Annotated in this window: 20 protein-coding genes; 19 read left to right on the forward strand and 1 reads right to left on the reverse strand. The window is 34.6% G+C overall.

All coding sequences use genetic code 11. The annotated features are described in order from the left end of the window. The first annotated feature begins 4 nt into the window (after window positions 1-4). The 19 genes from G3A47_RS06890 to G3A47_RS06980 all read left to right on the forward strand — a co-directional run bounded on the left by G3A47_RS06890 (window position 5) and on the right by G3A47_RS06980 (window position 17,604). Window positions 5-415 carry a bactofilin family protein gene (locus tag G3A47_RS06890; protein ID WP_166921445.1) on the forward strand — a complete coding sequence of 137 codons (411 nt, stop codon included), beginning with the start codon at window positions 5-7 and terminating at the stop codon, window positions 413-415. After that, entirely contained in the window at window positions 381-608 is a 228-nt protein-coding gene (locus G3A47_RS06895; protein ID WP_166921446.1) for an AtpZ/AtpI family protein, read from the forward strand. The genes G3A47_RS06890 and G3A47_RS06895 overlap by 35 nt, the downstream gene beginning before the upstream one ends. A gap of 138 nt (window positions 609-746) precedes the next feature. Further along, the gene (locus tag G3A47_RS06900; RefSeq protein ID WP_166921447.1) at window positions 747-1,139 is read left to right on the forward strand and encodes a hypothetical protein; all 393 of its coding nucleotides are present in this window, start codon (window positions 747-749) and stop codon (window positions 1,137-1,139) included. A 118-nt stretch (window positions 1,140-1,257) separates the two neighbouring features. Further along, window positions 1,258-2,433 (forward strand): F0F1 ATP synthase subunit A, encoded by a 1,176-nt coding sequence (atpB, locus tag G3A47_RS06905; RefSeq protein ID WP_166921448.1) that lies wholly within the window; start codon window positions 1,258-1,260, stop codon window positions 2,431-2,433. Window positions 2,434-2,466: 33 nt separating this feature from the next. After that, window positions 2,467-2,664 carry an ATP synthase F0 subunit C gene (gene atpE / locus G3A47_RS06910; protein WP_008465835.1) on the forward strand — a complete coding sequence of 66 codons (198 nt, stop codon included), beginning with the start codon at window positions 2,467-2,469 and terminating at the stop codon, window positions 2,662-2,664. 89 nt (window positions 2,665-2,753) lie between these two features. Next, window positions 2,754-3,254, forward strand: a complete 501-nt coding sequence (locus G3A47_RS06915; protein ID WP_166921449.1) for a F0F1 ATP synthase subunit B — start codon at window positions 2,754-2,756, stop codon at window positions 3,252-3,254. A 4-nt stretch (window positions 3,255-3,258) separates the two neighbouring features. Then, window positions 3,259-3,792: an ATP synthase F1 subunit delta gene (gene atpH / locus G3A47_RS06920; protein WP_166921450.1), complete on the forward strand. Its 534-nt coding sequence runs from the start codon at window positions 3,259-3,261 to the stop codon at window positions 3,790-3,792. 38 nt (window positions 3,793-3,830) lie between these two features. Beyond that, on the forward strand, window positions 3,831-5,408 hold the full coding sequence (atpA, locus tag G3A47_RS06925; protein WP_166921451.1) for a F0F1 ATP synthase subunit alpha: 1,578 nt from the start codon (window positions 3,831-3,833) through the stop codon (window positions 5,406-5,408). Window positions 5,409-5,497: 89 nt separating this feature from the next. Beyond that, window positions 5,498-6,358 (forward strand): ATP synthase F1 subunit gamma, encoded by an 861-nt coding sequence (gene atpG / locus G3A47_RS06930; protein ID WP_166921452.1) that lies wholly within the window; start codon window positions 5,498-5,500, stop codon window positions 6,356-6,358. A 549-nt stretch (window positions 6,359-6,907) separates the two neighbouring features. Then, complete coding sequence (locus tag G3A47_RS06935; protein WP_166921453.1) at window positions 6,908-7,354, forward strand: GNAT family N-acetyltransferase; 447 nt, start codon at window positions 6,908-6,910, stop codon at window positions 7,352-7,354. Window positions 7,355-7,447: 93 nt separating this feature from the next. Next, entirely contained in the window at window positions 7,448-8,908 is a 1,461-nt protein-coding gene (locus G3A47_RS06940; protein WP_166921454.1) for a lipopolysaccharide biosynthesis protein, read from the forward strand. Between the two features lie 45 nt (window positions 8,909-8,953). After that, window positions 8,954-9,388, forward strand: coding sequence for a dUTP diphosphatase (dut, locus tag G3A47_RS06945; protein WP_166921455.1), 435 nt, complete (start codon window positions 8,954-8,956; stop codon window positions 9,386-9,388). A gap of 89 nt (window positions 9,389-9,477) precedes the next feature. Continuing rightward, window positions 9,478-10,494, forward strand: coding sequence for a sugar phosphate nucleotidyltransferase (locus G3A47_RS06950; protein WP_166921456.1), 1,017 nt, complete (start codon window positions 9,478-9,480; stop codon window positions 10,492-10,494). Between the two features lie 43 nt (window positions 10,495-10,537). Beyond that, a complete protein-coding gene (locus tag G3A47_RS06955) occupies window positions 10,538-11,887 on the forward strand; it encodes a tetratricopeptide repeat protein (RefSeq protein ID WP_166921457.1) in 1,350 nt (449 codons plus the stop codon). A 6-nt stretch (window positions 11,888-11,893) separates the two neighbouring features. Beyond that, complete coding sequence (locus G3A47_RS06960) at window positions 11,894-12,673, forward strand: DUF4292 domain-containing protein (protein WP_166921458.1); 780 nt, start codon at window positions 11,894-11,896, stop codon at window positions 12,671-12,673. A 23-nt stretch (window positions 12,674-12,696) separates the two neighbouring features. Continuing rightward, window positions 12,697-13,950 (forward strand): murein hydrolase activator EnvC family protein, encoded by a 1,254-nt coding sequence (locus G3A47_RS06965; protein WP_166921459.1) that lies wholly within the window; start codon window positions 12,697-12,699, stop codon window positions 13,948-13,950. A 294-nt stretch (window positions 13,951-14,244) separates the two neighbouring features. Continuing rightward, entirely contained in the window at window positions 14,245-14,637 is a 393-nt protein-coding gene (gene rbfA / locus G3A47_RS06970) for a 30S ribosome-binding factor RbfA (RefSeq protein ID WP_166921460.1), read from the forward strand. 1 nt (window position 14,638) lies between these two features. Continuing rightward, the gene (locus G3A47_RS06975; protein ID WP_166921461.1) at window positions 14,639-15,838 is read left to right on the forward strand and encodes an ABC transporter permease; all 1,200 of its coding nucleotides are present in this window, start codon (window positions 14,639-14,641) and stop codon (window positions 15,836-15,838) included. Window positions 15,839-16,176: 338 nt separating this feature from the next. Further along, window positions 16,177-17,604, forward strand: coding sequence for an MATE family efflux transporter (locus tag G3A47_RS06980; RefSeq protein WP_166921462.1), 1,428 nt, complete (start codon window positions 16,177-16,179; stop codon window positions 17,602-17,604). A 245-nt stretch (window positions 17,605-17,849) separates the two neighbouring features. Here G3A47_RS06980 and dusB read toward each other — a convergent pair whose 3' ends face one another. Next, the gene (gene dusB, locus G3A47_RS06985) at window positions 17,850-18,842 is read right to left on the reverse strand and encodes a tRNA dihydrouridine synthase DusB (RefSeq protein ID WP_166921463.1); all 993 of its coding nucleotides are present in this window, start codon (window positions 18,840-18,842) and stop codon (window positions 17,850-17,852) included. Window positions 18,843-18,993 lie beyond the last annotated feature (151 nt).

Consider the following 18,993-nt stretch of genomic DNA (forward strand, 5'->3'; position numbering starts at 1 on the left):
TCTAATGTTTGATAAAGTAAAAAAAAACGGAACAGAGCTTTTAGGAAAAACCAATAGAATAGTAGAAGGCACATCCATTATTGGCGACATCGTTTCTAAAGCCGATTTTAGATTAGATGGTGAATTGATAGGTAACTTTACCTCACAAGGAAAATTGGTAATCGGCGTTTCCGGAGTTGTAAAAGGTGAAATCGTTTGTAATAACGCTGATATTGAAGGAGAGTTTCAGGGAAAAATAAAGGTTCTGGAAGTCCTTAATATAAAAGCGACAGCACAAATTCACGGAGAAGTTGCCGTTGGAAAACTTTCTATAGAGCCTGGTGCCGATTTTACAGCAACCTGCAGCATGTTGACCCCTACAAATGAAGTAAAACTAAAAGATGGAAAAGGAGCCGAACAAAAACAGAAGGAATAAGTGGTTGCCACTTATTAACATTCCTGTTCAAATGGGAATTATTATCTTTTTATTTTCCTATTTTGGTACATGGCTGGACGAAAATTATCCGAGTCCTAAAGTATATTTCAATACCATCTTTGTAATGGTTGGGGTTGGAATAGCCCTATACAATGTCATTCGTCAGGTTAACGAAATCAATAAAACAAAGTAATTTTGCCATGACGTTTACAGAATAAACCTAACCATTTTTTTAAAAACGGTTAGGTTTATTTATTTTGCACCTCTGCATCTTAGAACCTTTTTATAAAGCTTTAAATAAATATTGCATCTTTGCAGAAAATTATTTCATATGCTTTTAAAAAATTACAAACCTATTTTATATCTATTCTTTTTTGCTTTAGCAGCTTATGTGTTGCATAAAGCGTTTTTTTTGGTTTTAGAAATCAAAGCTCAAAACTTTTATTATACGATAGAATTCTTGTATTTGATCTTTTTTGGACTGTCAGCATTATTATACTTTGTATTATTAGTAGTAAAGAAAAAGAATTTCGAAATTATCGGAATGACTTTCCTGTTTGGAACCTTTACGCAAATGTTATTGGGATATTTAATTTTAAGGCCAATTTTAGAAAATAAAAGCGAAGAGGTGATGGTAGAAAAAATCAGTTTTTTTGTAACATTTATTTTATTTTTGTTATTTCAGACGCTTTTAACTGTCCGATTATTAAATGAAAAGCGTTAAAACTGGGATTCCGTAAAAGAATGCTCAAAAATAATTTTTCATATCCTTTTGAATATTAATAAAAAATGTACCTTTGCACCAAATTTTAGAAACGTAAAAAATAAGATTTTTAACAGATATGGTGATTTCAAACAAACCGCTCAATTTTATTCTTGCAGCTTTAGTAGCTTGTTCTCCAGTAATGAGTTTTGCAAATTCAGAGAATGACTCAACGCATGTACAGGCTGAGTCAGCTCATGAAGAAAAAGTAATTTCACATAACGCACCTTCGGAAGGTGAGCATGCAGCTCTTGATCCAAAAGCAAAAGTGGACGCTTTTATTGAGCATCACTTACAAGACTCACACGATTTTGTTTTCTTTTCAGATGAAAAAGAAAATAAACAGTATGGTTTTCCATTACCTGTAATTCTTATTGACGGAGGATTGAAAATTTTCTCTTCTTCAAAATTACACCACGGTGAAGCAGTAGCAGAAGTTGATGGAAACTTCTACAAATTAGTTCACGGTAAAATTTACAAAACAGATGCTGCGGGAACAATTACTTTTAATGACCATGGACATCCTGAAAACGAAAAGCCATTAGACTTTTCTATTACAAAAAATGTTGTGTCGATGCTTTTTGTTGCAGTCCTATTATTTTTAATGTTTACTGGATTAGCAAAATCATATAAAAAAGGACCAATCCCAACTGGATTTGGTAGAGTATTAGAACCGCTAATTATTTTCATCAGAGATGAAATTGCAGTTCCGAATATTGGTGAGAAAAAATATAGAAAATATATGGGATACCTGTTAACTGTATTTTTCTTTGTATGGTTGTTAAACTTATTAGGTATGACACCACTTGGAATTAACGTTACCGGAAATATTGCCATCACAGTTTGTTTAGCATTATTTACATTCTTAATTACACAATTTAGTGCTAACAAAGATTACTGGGGACACATTTTCTGGATGCCGGGAGTACCAGTTCCAATGAAAATTATTTTAGCTCCAATTGAAATCTTAGGAACATTAACAAAACCATTTGCATTATTAATTCGTTTGTATGCAAATATTACTGCAGGTCACGTAGTAATTATGAGTTTGATCGCAATGATCTTTGTAGGTAAAAATTTAGCTGCAGATTTGCCAATCTCATTAGGGTTAACATTATTTATTTCGGTAATCGAAGTTTTAGTTGCATTTTTACAGGCCTTTATTTTTACAATGTTATCATCATTGTTTATTGGTATGGCAGTTCAGGATCATGACCATGATCATGGTCACCATGATGAAAATGTTATTATTTAATTTAGAAGTTTAATTTTATATATATAAATACTTATGGGAACAATTCCAACTTTAGTAGGTGCAGGTTTAGTAGTAATCGGTGCAGGTTTAGGTTTAGGTAAAATCGGTGGATCTGCTATGGACGCGATTGCTCGTCAACCAGAAGCTGCTGGTAAAATTCAAACTGCGATGATTATTATCGCGGCTTTATTAGAAGGTTTAGCATTTGCTGCTTTAATCTTAGGAAAATAATAAAGAAAGAAATAACAACATCTTTAACGGTTGGTTAAAGGTGTTGTTACTTTTAAAAAAGGAAATTAAATATTTAATATAGTTATAAAATGGATAAGTTAATTAACGATTTTTCATTCGGTTTATTCTTTTGGCAAGCTTTAATCTTGTTAGTTTTAATCATTCTTTTAGTAAAATTTGCATGGAAACCAATTATGGAATCTATTACAGCAAGAGAAGAAGGAATTAAAAACGCATTACTTTCTGCTGAAAATGCAAAGAAAGAAATGGAAAATTTACAAGCGGATAATCAAAGAATTTTGAATGAAGCTCGTGCAGAGCGTGACGCGATGCTTAAAGAAGCTCGTGAAATGAAAGAGAAAATGATTGCTGATTCTAAAAACGAAGCACAAGAAGCAGGTCAAAAAATGATTGAGCAAGCTAAAGCGGCTATCGAAAGTGAAAAAAATGCTGCTATGGCTGAATTGAAATCTCAGGTTTCAACTTTATCATTAAGCATTGCTGAAAAATTATTGAAAGAAGAATTATCTAACAAAGAAGCTCAAACTAAATTAGTAGAGAAAATGTTAGGTGACGTAAAGCTAAACTAAGATTATGGCAAGTACAAGAGCAGCAATTCGTTATGCAAAAGCAATTCTGGACTTAGCAAATTCTAAAGGTGTTGCCGAAGCGGTTAATAGCGATATGAAGTCAATTGCTTCTGCAATTGAGAGTAATTTAGAATTGAGTACCTTTATTCAAAACCCAACTACAAAAGTTGAAGTTAAAGAAAGTGCTCTTTTAGAAGTTTTTGCAGATGTAAATGGGGTGACCAAAGGGTTGTTTCATTTATTATTTGAAAACAAAAGATTTGAAATTCTTGAAGCGATTGCTTTAGAATACAAAAAATTATTTGACGAAAGTAATGGTGTTGAAGTAGCAAGAGTTACAACAGCAGTTCCTATGGACGCCGCATTAGAAGCTAAAGTTTTGGCAAAAGTGGTGACTTTATCAGATAAAAAAATAACAATTGAAAATACAGTAGATCCATCTATCATTGGAGGATTTATTTTAAGAATAGGAGATCAACAATACAATGCTTCTGTTGCAAACAGATTACAAGTATTAAAAAGAGAGTTAAGTAATTAGTTTTATTACACATAAAAGTGTCTAAATTATAAATTAAGATGGCGGAAATCAAACCTGCTGAAATTTCAGCAATATTAAGAAAGCAAGTAGAAGGTTTTGAATCTGGTGCTACGCTAGAGGAAGTAGGAACAGTACTTCAAGTTGGAGATGGTATTGCTCGTGTTTACGGGCTATCTAATGTACAATACGGTGAGTTAGTAGAATTTGATAACGGTATGGAAGGTATCGTATTGAACCTTGAAGAAGACAATGTTGGTGTGGTACTTTTAGGACCATCTACAGGAATCAAAGAAGGATCTACTGCAAAAAGAACACAACGTATTGCTTCTCTTAAAGTAGGTGAGCAAATGGTAGGACGTGTAGTAAACACTCTTGGTTTTCCAATTGACGGAAAAGGACCAATCGGTGGAGACTTATACGAAATGCCGTTAGAAAGAAAAGCTCCTGGAGTTATCTTTCGTCAGCCAGTTACCGAGCCATTACAAACAGGTATTAAGGCAGTAGATGCTATGATCCCGGTTGGTCGTGGACAACGTGAGCTTGTAATCGGTGACCGTCAAACAGGTAAATCAACTGTTTGTATCGATACAATCTTAAATCAAAAAGAATTTTACGATGCAGGAAAACCTGTATTCTGTATATATGTTGCAATTGGACAAAAAGCTTCAACTGTAGCAGGAATTGCTAAAATGTTAGAAGAAAAAGGTGCAATGGCATATACTGTTATTGTAGCAGCTAATGCTTCTGACCCAGCTCCAATGCAAGTTTATGCTCCTTTCGCAGGTGCTGCAATTGGAGAGTATTTTAGAGATTCAGGTCGTCCGGCTTTAATTGTTTATGATGATTTATCTAAACAAGCTGTTGCTTACCGTGAGGTTTCTCTTTTATTAAGAAGACCACCGGGACGTGAGGCATATCCTGGAGACGTTTTCTACTTACACTCTCGTTTATTAGAGCGTGCTTGTAAAGTAATTGCAGATGATGGAATTGCTAAAAACATGAACGATTTACCGGATTCTATCAAGTCTATCGTAAAAGGTGGTGGTTCATTAACTGCTTTACCAATTATCGAAACTCAGGCTGGTGACGTTTCTGCTTATATCCCAACAAACGTAATTTCGATTACAGACGGTCAGATTTTCCTTGATGGAGATTTGTTCAACTCTGGAGTTCGTCCTGCGATCAACGTAGGTATCTCAGTATCTCGTGTTGGAGGTAATGCACAAATTAAATCTATGAAGAAAGTTTCCGGAACTTTAAAATTAGATCAGGCTCAATTCCGTGAATTAGAAGCTTTTGCTAAATTTGGTTCTGACTTAGATTCTGTTACTTTAAACGTAATCGAAAAAGGAAAAAGAAACGTTGAAATCTTGAAACAAGGTTTGAATGATCCTTATACAGTAGAAAATCAAGTAGCTATTATTTACGCTGGTTCTAAAAACTTATTAAGAAACGTTCCTGTAAATAAAGTTAAAGAATTCGAAGCTGATTTCTTAGCTTATTTAAACAGCAAGCATAAAGATACTCTTTCTGCTTTGAAAGCTGGTAAGTTAGATGACAACATTACTGATGTTATCGAAAAAGCAGCAAAAGAAATTTCAGCAAAATATAACTAATAAAGTATATTGTATGTTGTATACTGTATAATGTTCAAAACATTTGCAGTATACATTATACAATTTTTACAATATACATTTTATAACAAATGGCAAATTTAAAGGAAATCCGTAATAGAATTACTTCCGTTTCATCGACGATGCAAATTACATCGGCTATGAAAATGGTTTCTGCTGCAAAGCTTAAGAAAGCACAAGATGCAATCACTGCAATGCGCCCTTATGCCGAGAAATTAACGGAGTTGTTACAAAATCTTTCTGCAACACTTGACGGTGAAGTTGGAGGAGATTATACAACACAACGTGAAGTAAAAAAAGTATTACTTGTTGCTGTAACTTCTAACAGAGGTCTATGTGGAGCTTTTAATACGAACATTATTAAAGAAGTTAAAAATCGTACTCAGTTTTACGAAGGAAAACAAGTTGATGTTTTTCCTATCGGTAAAAAAGGAAATGATGTTTTAGTGAAATCGCATAAAGTTCACGGTCATCATAATGCTATTTTTGATAACTTAACTTTTGATAATGTTGCTGCAATAGCAGATAACCTGACTGAAAAATTCCTATCCGGAGAGTACGACAGAATCGAATTGATATACAATCAATTTAAAAATGCCGCGACTCAAATCGTTCAGGTTGAGCAATTTTTACCGTTAGCTCCAATAAAATCTGATGTACCGGTTTCAACTGGAGATTATATTTTTGAGCCTTCAAAAGAAGAAATCGTGTTAACTTTGATTCCAAAATCATTAAAAACACAATTGTATAAAGGAATTCGTGATTCATTTGCTTCAGAACATGGAGCGCGTATGACAGCAATGCACAAAGCAACTGACAACGCAACTGAATTGAGAAACCAATTGAAATTGACTTATAATAAAGCACGTCAGGCTGCCATTACTAATGAAATCTTAGAGATCGTTGGTGGAGCAGAAGCATTGAACGGATAATTTATTAAGACCAATAAAAAGAGCAGACAGTTTTACTATTGTCTGCTCTTTTTTTATATAGTTTTTTTTAAATTAGAAAAAAAATCCTTTAAATCTGCGTAATCGGTGACAGCTTTTTTTGCCACAGATTAAAAGAATTACATCGTAAAAAATAATTCGTGCAAATTCGTGCAATTCGTAGCAAATTTTTTTTGCCGCCAATTTCGTTAAGTTCCGAGAGTTGCTTTTAGATAGTTATAAAATGGTGATTCTCATTTTATTCAAAAAACAAGAATCAGTACCATTTTATACAAGGAGTTGCAGAAACCTTAAAATCCGCAGTGCTTTGTCTTTTATGGGAACAAACTAGCTTTATTAGTCCCAGTGCTTTGTTTTTTTAGGGTTACAGATCAGCTGTTATCAATCCCTGTTGAGCAAATTTAGAAAAGAGGCGCTAAAAAGAATTACACAATTTTTAGCTTTTATTTATATATTTCGCAGTTTTGGCTGTGAATTATGTAACGGGCAATGAAAAAAAATTAAGTATTTTTGACATCTATTTTTATACCAATGAAACTACAAATAAAAGAACTCACCACAATTCCGGAAATGATAGCTCAGATTGAAACCATGCGATTTCTTTATCCGAATTTATCCGTAGAAAAATATGAAGCCTATCTGTCTGAGATGGTGCCGCGTAATTACATTCAAATAGGCGTATTTGAAGAAGAAAAATGTGTAGGAATTACAGGTTGCTGGTCAGCAACTAAATTATGGACCGGTAAATATCTCGAAATAGATAATTTTGTGGTCGATCCCGGACAGCGTTCTAAAGGAATAGGGAAATTATTGACCGATTATATAGAACAAAAGGCTTTAGATTCTGACTGTAGCAGTATTGTTTTGGATGCTTTTACAGGGAATTTTGCAGCGCATCGTTTTTATTACAATCAGGGTTATGGTCCAAAGGGTTTTCATTTTGTTAAAATTTTGGATGAGAAAAAATTAACACAATAAATTATAGCCGCGTTTTTTTATTGAATCAACAAAAACAATAATAAACGAAAGAATTGGTTATTTTTGTTTTACGAACTTTATTACACGTATATTTTGGGATTATATAAAAATCTATTTAAACAAACGGCTATTTATGGACTAGCTACGGTGTTGCCGAGAATGCTAAGTTTTTTATTAGTGCGTTTGTATACCGGTATTTTACCAACAGCAGAATATGGGGAAGTTTCTATCGTTTTATCCTGGATGGTGTTTTTTAACGTAGTGCTTTCTTATGGAATGGAAACGGCGTTTTTTAGATTTTATAGTGCAGAAGACGATAAAAAGAATGTTATTGCTACTGCCACCATATCCATATTCTGGTCTTCAATCGGGTTTTTGTTTGCCGCACTGATTTTTAGAAACACACTGGCAAACTGGGCAGAAGTCGACTCGCAGTATATTACGTATTCGGTTTGGATTTTAGTTTTGGATGCACTGGTCTTAGTACCTTTTTCTAAGCTTAGAGCCAATCAGAGACCTATGGTTTATGCGGCAATAAAAATTGGAAACGTGGTCATAAACATGGTGTTAAACTTTTTCTTTTTAATATACTTGCCAAAACTTGCGGTTGCAAATCCTAATTCGGTTTGGGATAATTTATATCTTGAGAATTTCCAGATTGCGTATATTTTCATCGCCAACTTGTTGGCGAGTTTAGCAACTTTCGTTGTATTATCTCCAAATTATCTTTCACTTGGACGAAAGTTCGATCCCGTTCTTTGGAAAAAAATGATGAAATACGGTTTGCCTATTTTGGTTGCCGGACTTGCCTTTGCAGTTAACGAACATTTTGATAAAATCTTATTGGGTTATTTGCTGCCTGAAAATTTGGCAAAGTCCGAAGTTGGAGCTTATTCTGCCTGTTACAAGTTAGGGTTGTTTATGGTTTTGTTTGCAACTGCTTTTAGACTTGGTATTGAGCCTTTCTTTTTTAGCCACGCCAAAAATGCCAACGCACCGCAAACCTATGCAGTTATCACCAAGTACTTCGTTATTTTTGGTTCCTTAATTTTATTGGGCGTAATTGTTTTTGCAGATTTTCTGAAATTCCTTTTATTGGACAATAAATCCTATTGGGAAGCCATGAAGGTTGTTCCCTTAATTATACTTGCTAATTTCTTTTTAGGAATTTACAACAATTTATCGGTTTGGTATAAACTGACCGATCAAACCAAAATCGGCGCATATATCTCTATTATTGGTGCTATTGTAACGTTGATTTTAAATTACCTGCTGATCCCGGTATACAGTTATTACGGATCGGCTATCGCTACTATTTCAGCTTACGGAAGTATGATGTTAATATCGTATGTTTTAGGAAACAGATATTACCCGATTCCTTACGATATGAAGAAAATTGGGGCTTATTTGGGAATTTCAATCGCTTTTTCTGCTATTTCTTTTTACGGATTCAGAGAGAAATATTACGTTGGGATCCCGTTACTTTTACTCTTTATTTATTTTGTTTATCACAATGAAAAGGAGACTATCAAAGGAATTATGAATAGAAAATAAGATTGGGTCACATTCAATTTTGTTTTTTTAGAATTTAATATAAAAATGAAAATACAAATTATAAATAAATCACAGCACGATTTACCAAACTATGAAACAATTGCATCTGCAGGAATGGATTTGCGTGCTAATTTAACAGAATCAATCGCGTTAAAACCATTAGAAAGAACGATTGTAAAAACAGGACTTTTTATTGAATTACCAATCGGATACGAAGCACAGGTAAGACCAAGAAGTGGTCTCGCAGCAAAAAAAGGAATTACAGTTTTAAATTCTCCGGGTACTGTAGATGCCGATTATAGAGGAGAAATAGGTGTAATTTTAGTAAATTTATCAAATGAAGTTTTCGTAATCGAAAACGGTGAAAGAATTGCACAGCTGATTGTTGCAAAACATGAAAGAGCAGAATGGGTAGAAGTAGAAGAACTTTCTGAAACCTCCAGAGGCGAAGGCGGTTTTGGAAGCACGGGGGTGAAATAGTTTTCAGTCTCCATTTTACTTTTACAAACTTTACAACAAACCAAACCAATTGAAGATTTTAAATCTTCCCATAAAAAATAAAAAAACAAATGAAAATAATTGTTCCAATGGCGGGTCGCGGATCAAGACTTAGACCACATACTTTAACTGTTCCTAAACCATTAATTCCGGTTGCCGGAAAATCAATCGTTCATCGTTTGGTGGAAGACATTGCTGAAATATTAAAAGAACCAATCGATGAAGTCGCTTTTATACTTGGAGATCCTGCTTTTTTTGGAGACGATCTTGTAGCAAGTCTGGAAGAGCTGGCAGGAAGTTTAGGAGCCAAAGCGTCTATTTACCGTCAGGATTTACCTTTGGGTACCGGTCATGCGATTATGTGTGCGAAAGAATCGTTATCCGGACCGGCAGTGATTGCGTACGCGGATACTTTAATCAGAGCCGATTTCGAATTAGATCCGGCGGCTGATGCGGTAATCTGGGTAAAACAAGTAGAAGAACCGGAAGCTTTTGGAGTTGTAAAATTAAACCCGAATAACGAAATTATCGAATTGGTTGAAAAACCAAAAGAGTTTGTAAGTGATTTAGCCGTTATCGGAATTTACTACTTCAAGGAAGTTGGCGATTTGAAAAAAGAACTTCAGAATGTTTTAGACAACAATATTCAAAACGGAGGAGAATATCAGATTAATGACGGAATTAAAGCCATGATGGCTAACGGTAAAGTTTTTAAAACCGGAAGTGTCGATGAGTGGATGGACTGTGGTAACAAAGATGTAACCGTTGAAACCAATACCAGAATGCTTGGATTTTTGCACAATGATGGCGAACATTTAGTAGACTTTGGTGTAGAATTAGATAATGCAACCATTATACCTCCTTGTTATATCGGTGAAAATGTAGTGTTGAAAAACGCCACCGTAGGACCAAACGTTTCGTTAGGAAAAGGATGTCATGTAATTGACAGTACCATTAAAAATAGTTTGATACAAACGTTTTCTCAAATAAAAAATGCTAATTTAGACAATGCGATGATCGGAAATCACGTTAGCTATGATGGTAAGTTTACCAGCATCAGTATTGGTGATTATTCGGTTTTGGAATAGGTTAATAATAGCTTTTTTGCTTGAGAATGAAATTATAAAAAGGATGAAAAAAGGAGTTTTAGTAATTTTGTTTGTTGTTTTATTGGGTAACAATATATCGGTTATGGCTCAGACAGAACCGGAAGATATCGCTATGGCAACAGACGAGTATCTGGACTCTTTTTACGAATCATTAAAGCAAAAAGGAATTGAAAATTATGATAAAGCGATAGCTTCGTTGCAGAAATGTGTTAAATTAAAACCCAATGATGCAGTAGCTTATTTTGAATTGGGGAAAAATTACCTGGCTTTAAAAGACTATAAAAATGCGCAGGAATCTTTTGAAAAAGCAACGCAGCTGGATCCAAAAAACAAATGGTTTTGGCTCGGGATTTATGATGTAAGTTTTGAAACCAAAAATTATAATCTGGCAATTGAAACCATTCAAAGAATCATTTTATTTGATGAAGAGTACAAAGACGATTTGATTTCACTGTATATGATAACCAATCAGTACGATAAAGCATTGGTTGCGATTAACGAAATGAATGATAAGTTTGGAAAATCATCAGATCGTGAAATTTATAAAAGCCAGATTTTGTCTCAGGGGAAATATCAAAATGCGGAGGTTGGCAATCTGATCGATCAGATTAAAAAGAATCCAAAAGAAGAATCCAATTATGTAAACCTGATTTTTCTATATTCGAAAGGAGGAGAAACAGACAAAGCTTTAGACGTTGCCAGGCAACTGGCAAAAGAAATTCCGACTTCAGAATGGGCTCAGGTAAGTTTGTTTAAAGGATATTTAGATGCCAATCAGGCTGATAAAGCAATTAAGTCGATGAATGTCATTTTATCAAGTTCAAAAATTGATTCCAAAATAAAACATCGTACCTTAAATGAATTTTTGATTTATGTGAATAAAAACCCACAGTACGCTGCCGATTTGGAGAAAGCGATTTCTTATTTTGACAATGATAAAGAAGTTGATGTAGCAAAAGAAATCGGGAAATTTTATCACAGTAAAAATCAATTTGAAAATGCGATTAAGTATTATGAGAAAGATTTAAAATCAAATTCAGATACCGATCGCGAGACCAATTTACTTTTGCTGGACGTTTATACACAAGCAAAGCAATTTGAGCCTATGACAAAAAGGGCGATGTATATGATTGAAGTGTATCCAAGTCAACCGCAATTTTATTATTATGCCGGTTTGGGAAACAATCAGTTGAAGCAATTTAAAAATGCAAAAACCGTTTTAGAAATGGGACTTGATTATGTAGTTGATGATGTAAAACTGGAATCAAATTTTAATATTCAGTTAGGAGAGGCTTATAATGGGTTGGGTGATGCCAAGAAAAAAGAGGAATACTTTTTGAAGGCTAATGAGTTATTGAAGAAAAAAAAGTAAAATGAAATGAAAAAGTATATAGCAATACTATTGATGTCCGTTTTTATGATTTCCTGTAAATCTAAAGCCGTTGCGGTACAAAACAATAAAACAGAAGTTGTTGAGGCAAAAAAAGACAAAAGAGCAATTGAAAAACATTACGATAATAAATTAGATTTTTCAACAGTTTACATAAAAGCAAGTGCGAGGTATGTTGATGAAAAACAAAGTCAAAATGTGTCAGCTGAGATTAAAATCGAAAAAGACAAACAGATTTTAATAAGTGTTCGTTTTCTGGGAATCACCATGGCAAAAGCATTGATAACTCCAACATCGGTAAGTTATTATGAAAAAATAAACAGTACCTATTATGAAGGCGATTTTACAAGTCTGAGCAAATGGTTGGGGACTGAATTGAATTACGGTAAAGTACAAAACCTGTTGGTTGGCGAGGCTTTGGAGGATTTGAGAAAAGGAGATTATACACAAACCATTGTAGATAACCTCTTTCGTTTAGAAGATCTAAAAGAAACAAACATCAAAAAAGCGTTCTTTTTGGAACCGGAAAAATATTTGTTGCAAAAAGAACAAATCTCACAACCCTCTGAAAACAGACTGTTAGAGATTAAATATTCTGATGCTAAAGTTTTTGATCAGGGAATACTGCCGACAGCAATCGAGATTAATGCAATTCAGCCGAAAGGAAAAACTGATATTAATTTAAACTACAACAATATTTCATTCAACGAACAACTTTCTTTTCCTTATAGCGTGCCAAGTGGCTATAAAAAGGTTGTAATTAAGTAAATTTGCAAAAATAAAAAAGAAACATGCCGAAATTTCTCCTAAGTCTAATTTTTATATGTGCCACAACAATGATGTGGGCGCAAGATTCGCAACAAGAAAAACTGGAACAACGTAAAGCTCAGATCCAACAGGAAATCAGAGATAATGAAAAGATGTTGCAATCCGTTAAGAAAAAAGAAAAATCAGCGGTAAATGTTTTTTTAATTCAGGCGAACAAAATCAAACTCAAAGAGAAACTGATCAATACTACGGCAAGGCAAGAGAGACTTTTGAGTAACGATATGTATATTAACCAGGTTAAGGTTAATAAACTCAAAAAAGAATTGACGATTCTAAAAGAAGATTATGCCAAGATGATTCTTAAATCGTATAAAAGCCGTTCAGAACAGAGCAGGGCTATGTTTATTTTATCTTCAGAAAGTTTTTTACAGGCTTATAAAAGAGCGCAGTATCTAAAACAATATACAAATTTCAGAAAAAACCAAGGTCTGGAAATTCAATCTAAAACGGCCGAGTTAGAGGGTTTCAACAGAAAACTAAACGGTCAGAGAGAAGACAAGAAAAAAATTATTGCAGAAAACCAGAAAGAACGTTCCGCTTTAGAGATAGAGAAAAAGGAGCAACAAAAGCTTGTAAACTCAATCAAAAAGGATAAAAATAAAATCATTGCAGATACAAAAAGCAAACAGCAGGAAGCAAAAAGAATAGACAGACAAATTGATCGTCTGATTCGTGAAGCGATTGCTGAGGCTAACAGAAAAGCTGCATTAGAAAGAGCAAAAGAGAATCCGGGATCTGCGCCATCCAATACAGCAGTTTCTTCTTCTAAAATTGCATTGACGCCGGAAGGGAAAATTTTAGCTGCCGATTTCAAAGCCAATAGAGGAAAATTGCCATGGCCGGTAGAAAAAGGATTTATTTCTCTGGGTTACGGAGATCAGCCACACCCACTTTACCCATCATTAACGGTGCACAACTCAGGAGTGGAAATTACGACAGAACAAGGAGCAAATGCTCGTGCCGTATTTGCCGGAGAAGTGGCGAGTATTATGGTTTTATCTCCAATTAACAGAGCCGTTATGATTCAGCATGGAGATTATTTTACAGTATATCAGAATTTAAGTCAGGTATTTGTAAATAAAGGAGATAAAGTCAATATCAAGCAAAGTATTGGAAAAGTAAGAACAAGCGGGGATACCGGAAAAACAATCATTAAGTTTTTGATTCTTCAAAATACGTCAAACAACAATCCGGAAGGCTGGTTGCAAAATAGATAGGAAAAAGGGAGCTCAGCTCCCTTTTTTTATGAACTTTTTTAAGTAAATATAGAAAGCAAGCAGATGATTTAAAAGTTTTGAATTGAATTAGTTTGTCCTTTCGACGTGCGGAGAAATCACGCAAAAATTTAGAATAAAAAAAGAGCCACAGATTCCACTAATTAAAAGTTTTTTTCTGATTTATACAGCTATTCAACAATCATGTTAAGGTTTAAAATAAAACAGAATGCAAAAATCAGCCTATTGTTTATTTGAAATGCCATTGATTGAAATTTAAAATAGTATTTTTGCAGTATGGAAACAAATAGACAGAAAAAAATAGGCGGTGTCATCCAAAAAGATTTGGTTGATATTTTGCAAGGTGAAGTGCGAAAAAACGGAATTAACAATTTAGTAATTTCAGTATCCAAAGTAAGTGTTACTTCAGATCTATCGGTGGCAACCGTATATTTAAGCATTTTTCCTCAGGAGAAAGCCAAAGAAACTTTAGAGGCTATAAAATCGAATACCACTTTAATCAAACACGATTTATCACAAAGAGTACGTTTGCAATTGCGTCGTGTACCAAATTTGGTATTCTTTATCGATGACTCTTTAGATTATATTGAGAAAATTGACAATGCCTTATCTAACAGAGAGAACCCAATTGAAAATCGTGATCTTTTAGAAAAAAGAAGAAAATCATAAATTGAATTTCCCATTTTACATAGCCAAACGCTACATTTTTAGCAGAAGTAAAAACAATGCTATCAATATTATCAATTATATTGCCAGCATGGGGATTATTGTTGGTACAATGGCTTTGTTTGTGGTATTATCCGTTTTTAGCGGACTAAAAGTATTTAGTCTTTCGTTTACCAATGAAATTGATCCTGATTTAAAAATGACCAGTACCTACGGAAAATCATTTTTGATTACTCCCGATCAGGAAAAACAAATCAAACAAATTAACGGAGTTGTTTCGTATACAAAAATTATTGAAGAACGGGTTTTGTTTTTGTTTAAAGACAAACAACAAGTGACTTACATAAAAGGAGTCGACAGTAATTATGTAGTGGTAAACGACATCAGAAAAAAACTTTTTAATGGCCAATGGCTCAAACCGGATACGTATCAGGTTGTGATTGGTTACGGAATTGCGAGAGATTTTTCGATGGGCATATTAGATTTTGAAAATCCATTGCAAATATTCGCTCCAAAACCGGGAAAAGGCGCTTTTGAAAACCCCGAAGAAGCCTTTAATAAAACAGACGTTCTGCCGGTCGGAATTTATTCCATTAGCGAAGATTTGGATTCTAAATACGTGTTTACCGATTTAGGTTTGGCACAGGAATTATTAATGTATAAACCGAATCAGATTTCGGGAGTTGAATTTAATCTAAAGGAAAATGCCGACGAAAAGGCGATTAACCTTAAATTAGAAACGATTTTTAAAAATAAGGTTACCTTAAAAAACAGGGCACAGCTCAATGAGTCTTTGTATAAAATGCTCAACACCGAAAATATTGCCGTTTATCTGATTTTTACGCTGGTGATTATTGTAGCGCTTTTTAATCTGATCGGAGCTTTGATTATGATGATCCTTGACAAAAAAGGAAACCTGAAAACCCTTTTTAATCTGGGCACGGAAATCAATCATCTGAGGAAGATTTTTTTGCTTCAGGGAACTTTATTAAGTGTTTTTGGAGGTGTTGTAGGTCTTGTTCTGGGGATTATTCTTGTGGTGCTGCAACAACAATATGAGCTGATTATGATTACACCAACTTTGGCATATCCTGTTGTTTTTACGGTAGAAAATGTACTTATCGTGATGGCAACCATCATCTCTCTTGGTTTTGTAGCGTCTTTAATTGCCAGTAGCCGCGTGAGCAAAAGACTATTAGATTAGTACTTTCTTCATACTATTCAACAATCGGGTTCAGATCAATTCACGGCAAAAAGTTAGCCACTAATGGCATGAATTCTCACGAATTATAATTATTATTTAACATTTGATTTCAAATCAATTCGTGGAAATTAGTGAAATTTGTGGCACAAAAAGACACTGATTATAAGGATTTTTTTTCTAATTTATAATTCCTATATTTATCCTCTTAAAAATTCAAGCATATGATTGTTTCTGCCTAATCCTATTTTTATTTTTTAGAATAATTAGGATACTTACGTTTTTTTCTTCTGTCCGGACTTTTGCGTTCGGGCCAGTTTTTACATTTATCTTAATATATCATGACAGAAACAACTATAAAAAAGAATTTATTTTCTAAAATTTTCACCACCCTAAAATTAGCGATCAAAGGAGACGAGTCTTTTGATTATACCGCCGGAAGCATTAAAAAAGCAGTCATTCTACTAGCCATTCCAATGGTTCTGGAAATGATGATGGAATCTGTTTTTGCATTGGTCGATTTGTATTTTGTCGGACATCTGGAGCACAGTAGTTTTGCAATTCAAACCGTTGGATTAACCGAGTCGGTTTTAACCATTATATATTCTATTGACATTGGCTTAAGTATGGCTGCAACGGCTGTTGTAGCAAGACGTATAGGGGAAAAAGATCCTGTCGCAGCTGCAAAAGCGGGTATGCAGGCCATTGCAATTGCATTTGTGCTAAGTGTTTTTATGAGCATTTATGGAATTATCTATGCGAAAGACATTCTTCTTTTTATGGGAGCTTCCATAGAGGCGGCCGAACATGGTTTTAGATATACCCAGATTATGATTGGCTCAAGTTTATGCATTACCCTTTTATTCCTGATTAACGGAATTTTTCGCGGTGCAGGAAATGCGGCAATTGCAATGAAAAGTCTTTGGATCGCCAATATCTGTAATATTATTTTATGTCCGATATTAATTAATGGTTTCGGAACAATTCCTGCATTTGGTTTGGTTGGTGCAGCAATTGCCACAACTTTAGGAAGAAGTTTTGGGGTCTTGTATCAGATTTATCATTTGTTCTATGGAAATGGGGTTTTAAAAACGAAACTTTCATACTTAATTCCGGATTTCAAACAGATCAATGCATTACTTAAAATTGCGGCGCCGGGTGTATTGCAGTTTGTTATTGCTTCCTGCAGTTGGATTTTTCTGGCGCAATTGGTGGCTACCACCGGAGGTGATCATGGATCGGCAGGTTATCAGACGGCACTTAGAATAATGATGTTTTTTATTCTTCCGGCTTGGGGACTGAGTAATGCCGCGGCCACTTTGGTGGGTCAGAATTTAGGAGCCAAACAAATTGACCGTGCTGAAAAATCAGTTTATACCACAGCAAAATACAATGTTGTATTTATGATAAGCATTACGATACTTACCATGTGTTTCGGAGAGTATATTATTTCATTTTTCACAAACGATGAAGTGGTAAAAATGATAGCTGTTGAGGCTTTACAAATTATGAGTATCGGATTTGTTTTTTACGGAATCGGGATGGTTTTAATCAATACGTTTAACGGAGCGGGAGATACCTGGACACCTACAGGGATTAATTTTGTTGGTTTCTGGTTATTTCAGATTCCGTTGGCTTATGTTTTAGCAAAACATTTTAATATGGGACCAACAGGCGTTTTCATTGCAATTCCGGTTGCAGAAACGGCTATTACACTCGCCGGTATTTTCTTTTACAAAAGAGGAAAGTGGAAACGCGTTCAGGTGTAATATGAAAAAATGAAGTCTTCAGATTTGAAGGTTTTTATACATATTACTTGAAAATTGTAAGATCTTTTTTTGAATGGTTTATATCAATTGCCTCCAGTTTTAACTGGAGATGGAGAATTGATTAATAATAAAGAGGCTTTAGCCGAATCTTTAAAGAGTTCGGCTAAAGCCTCTGTGCTTTACTTAATAATCTCCAGTTAAAACTGGAGGCAATTCAAATAAAACTTACATTATTTGTATTGCAATTAAACAAACTGATATTCAGCATAAACCTGTTCGATTTCTTTCATAATAGCGAAAAGATTTTCAGGTTCATCGGTAGTAACCAATTTTTGTTTGTATTCTTTAAAAGAGTGAATTCCTTTGAAATAATTGGTATAATGACGACGCATTTCTACAATTCCCAGACGCTCGCCTTTCCAGTCCATAGACCATTGCAGGTGATTTCTGGCGGCTTCAACGCGATCACCAACCGTTGGAGCAGGTAAGCGCTCACCAGTATTAAAATAATGTTTGATTTCGTTAAAAATCCACGGATAGCCAATGGCAGCACGACCAATCATGATCCCGTCAATACCGTATTCGTTTTTATATTTTAAGGCTTTTTCAGGACTGTCAATATCTCCGTTTCCGAAAATAGGCATGGTAATTCTCGGGTTGTTTTTTACACGGGCGATGTGCGACCAGTCGGCATGACCTTTGTACATCTGCGCACGTGTTCTGGCATGAATGGTCAACGCCTGTACACCAATATCCTGAAGTCTTTCTGCAACTTCATCAATATTAATAGAGCTATCATCCCAGCCTAATCGTGTTTTTACGGTTACCGGTAAATCGGTACTGCGAATAACCGCTTTGGTTAAACGCACCATCAGGTCAACATCTTTTAAAACTCCGGCACCGGCACCTTTACAAACCACTTTTTTTACAGGACATCCAAAATTGATATCCACTAAATCCGGTTTTACAGTAGAAACAATTTTAGACGAAAGTGCCATTGCTTCTTCATCACCACCAAATATCTGAATTCCAACCGGACGTTCGTAATCAAAAATATCCAACTTCATTCTACTTTTGATAGCATCACGAATCAATCCTTCCGACGAAATAAATTCAGAATACATTAAGTCAGCGCCATGCGTTTTGCACAATCTGCGAAACGGTGGATCGCTCACATCTTCCATCGGTGCGAGTAATAAAGGAAATTCGGGTAATTCTATGTTGCCAATCTTGACCATCTTCAATATTTTTTGCAAAATTACAACTTTTCTTTGAATTGGTGTTATTTGAGGTTCAAAGCTGCAAAGGTCCAAAGGGACAAAGGTTTCTAAGACTTTGATTTATAAAGGTTCTGAGGTTCAAAGCCTGATTTCACCATATAAGTGATAT

The organism is Flavobacterium poyangense (assembly GCF_011751075.1).
In the GTDB taxonomy this organism is placed as follows: domain Bacteria; phylum Bacteroidota; class Bacteroidia; order Flavobacteriales; family Flavobacteriaceae; genus Flavobacterium; species Flavobacterium poyangense.

What these genes read in the sequence shown, in the direction of transcription:
- dusB (WP_166921463.1), bottom strand. Translation starts at nt 18,842, where the DNA reads ATGGTCAAGATTGGCAACATAGAATTACCCGAATTTCCTTTATTACTC.
- G3A47_RS06955 (WP_166921457.1), top strand. Translation starts at nt 10,538, where the DNA reads ATGAAAAAAGGAGTTTTAGTAATTTTGTTTGTTGTTTTATTGGGTAAC.
- G3A47_RS06950 (WP_166921456.1), top strand. Translation starts at nt 9,478, where the DNA reads ATGAAAATAATTGTTCCAATGGCGGGTCGCGGATCAAGACTTAGACCA.
- atpG (WP_166921452.1), top strand. Translation starts at nt 5,498, where the DNA reads ATGGCAAATTTAAAGGAAATCCGTAATAGAATTACTTCCGTTTCATCG.
- G3A47_RS06965 (WP_166921459.1), top strand. Translation starts at nt 12,697, where the DNA reads ATGCCGAAATTTCTCCTAAGTCTAATTTTTATATGTGCCACAACAATG.
- G3A47_RS06960 (WP_166921458.1), top strand. Translation starts at nt 11,894, where the DNA reads ATGAAAAAGTATATAGCAATACTATTGATGTCCGTTTTTATGATTTCC.
- atpB (WP_166921448.1), top strand. Translation starts at nt 1,258, where the DNA reads ATGGTGATTTCAAACAAACCGCTCAATTTTATTCTTGCAGCTTTAGTA.
- dut (WP_166921455.1), top strand. Translation starts at nt 8,954, where the DNA reads ATGAAAATACAAATTATAAATAAATCACAGCACGATTTACCAAACTAT.
- G3A47_RS06900 (WP_166921447.1), top strand. Translation starts at nt 747, where the DNA reads ATGCTTTTAAAAAATTACAAACCTATTTTATATCTATTCTTTTTTGCT.
- G3A47_RS06915 (WP_166921449.1), top strand. Translation starts at nt 2,754, where the DNA reads ATGGATAAGTTAATTAACGATTTTTCATTCGGTTTATTCTTTTGGCAA.
- G3A47_RS06935 (WP_166921453.1), top strand. Translation starts at nt 6,908, where the DNA reads ATGAAACTACAAATAAAAGAACTCACCACAATTCCGGAAATGATAGCT.
- atpE (WP_008465835.1), top strand. Translation starts at nt 2,467, where the DNA reads ATGGGAACAATTCCAACTTTAGTAGGTGCAGGTTTAGTAGTAATCGGT.
- G3A47_RS06895 (WP_166921446.1), top strand. Translation starts at nt 381, where the DNA reads ATGGAAAAGGAGCCGAACAAAAACAGAAGGAATAAGTGGTTGCCACTT.
- G3A47_RS06890 (WP_166921445.1), top strand. Translation starts at nt 5, where the DNA reads ATGTTTGATAAAGTAAAAAAAAACGGAACAGAGCTTTTAGGAAAAACC.
- G3A47_RS06980 (WP_166921462.1), top strand. Translation starts at nt 16,177, where the DNA reads ATGACAGAAACAACTATAAAAAAGAATTTATTTTCTAAAATTTTCACC.
- atpH (WP_166921450.1), top strand. Translation starts at nt 3,259, where the DNA reads ATGGCAAGTACAAGAGCAGCAATTCGTTATGCAAAAGCAATTCTGGAC.
- atpA (WP_166921451.1), top strand. Translation starts at nt 3,831, where the DNA reads ATGGCGGAAATCAAACCTGCTGAAATTTCAGCAATATTAAGAAAGCAA.
- rbfA (WP_166921460.1), top strand. Translation starts at nt 14,245, where the DNA reads ATGGAAACAAATAGACAGAAAAAAATAGGCGGTGTCATCCAAAAAGAT.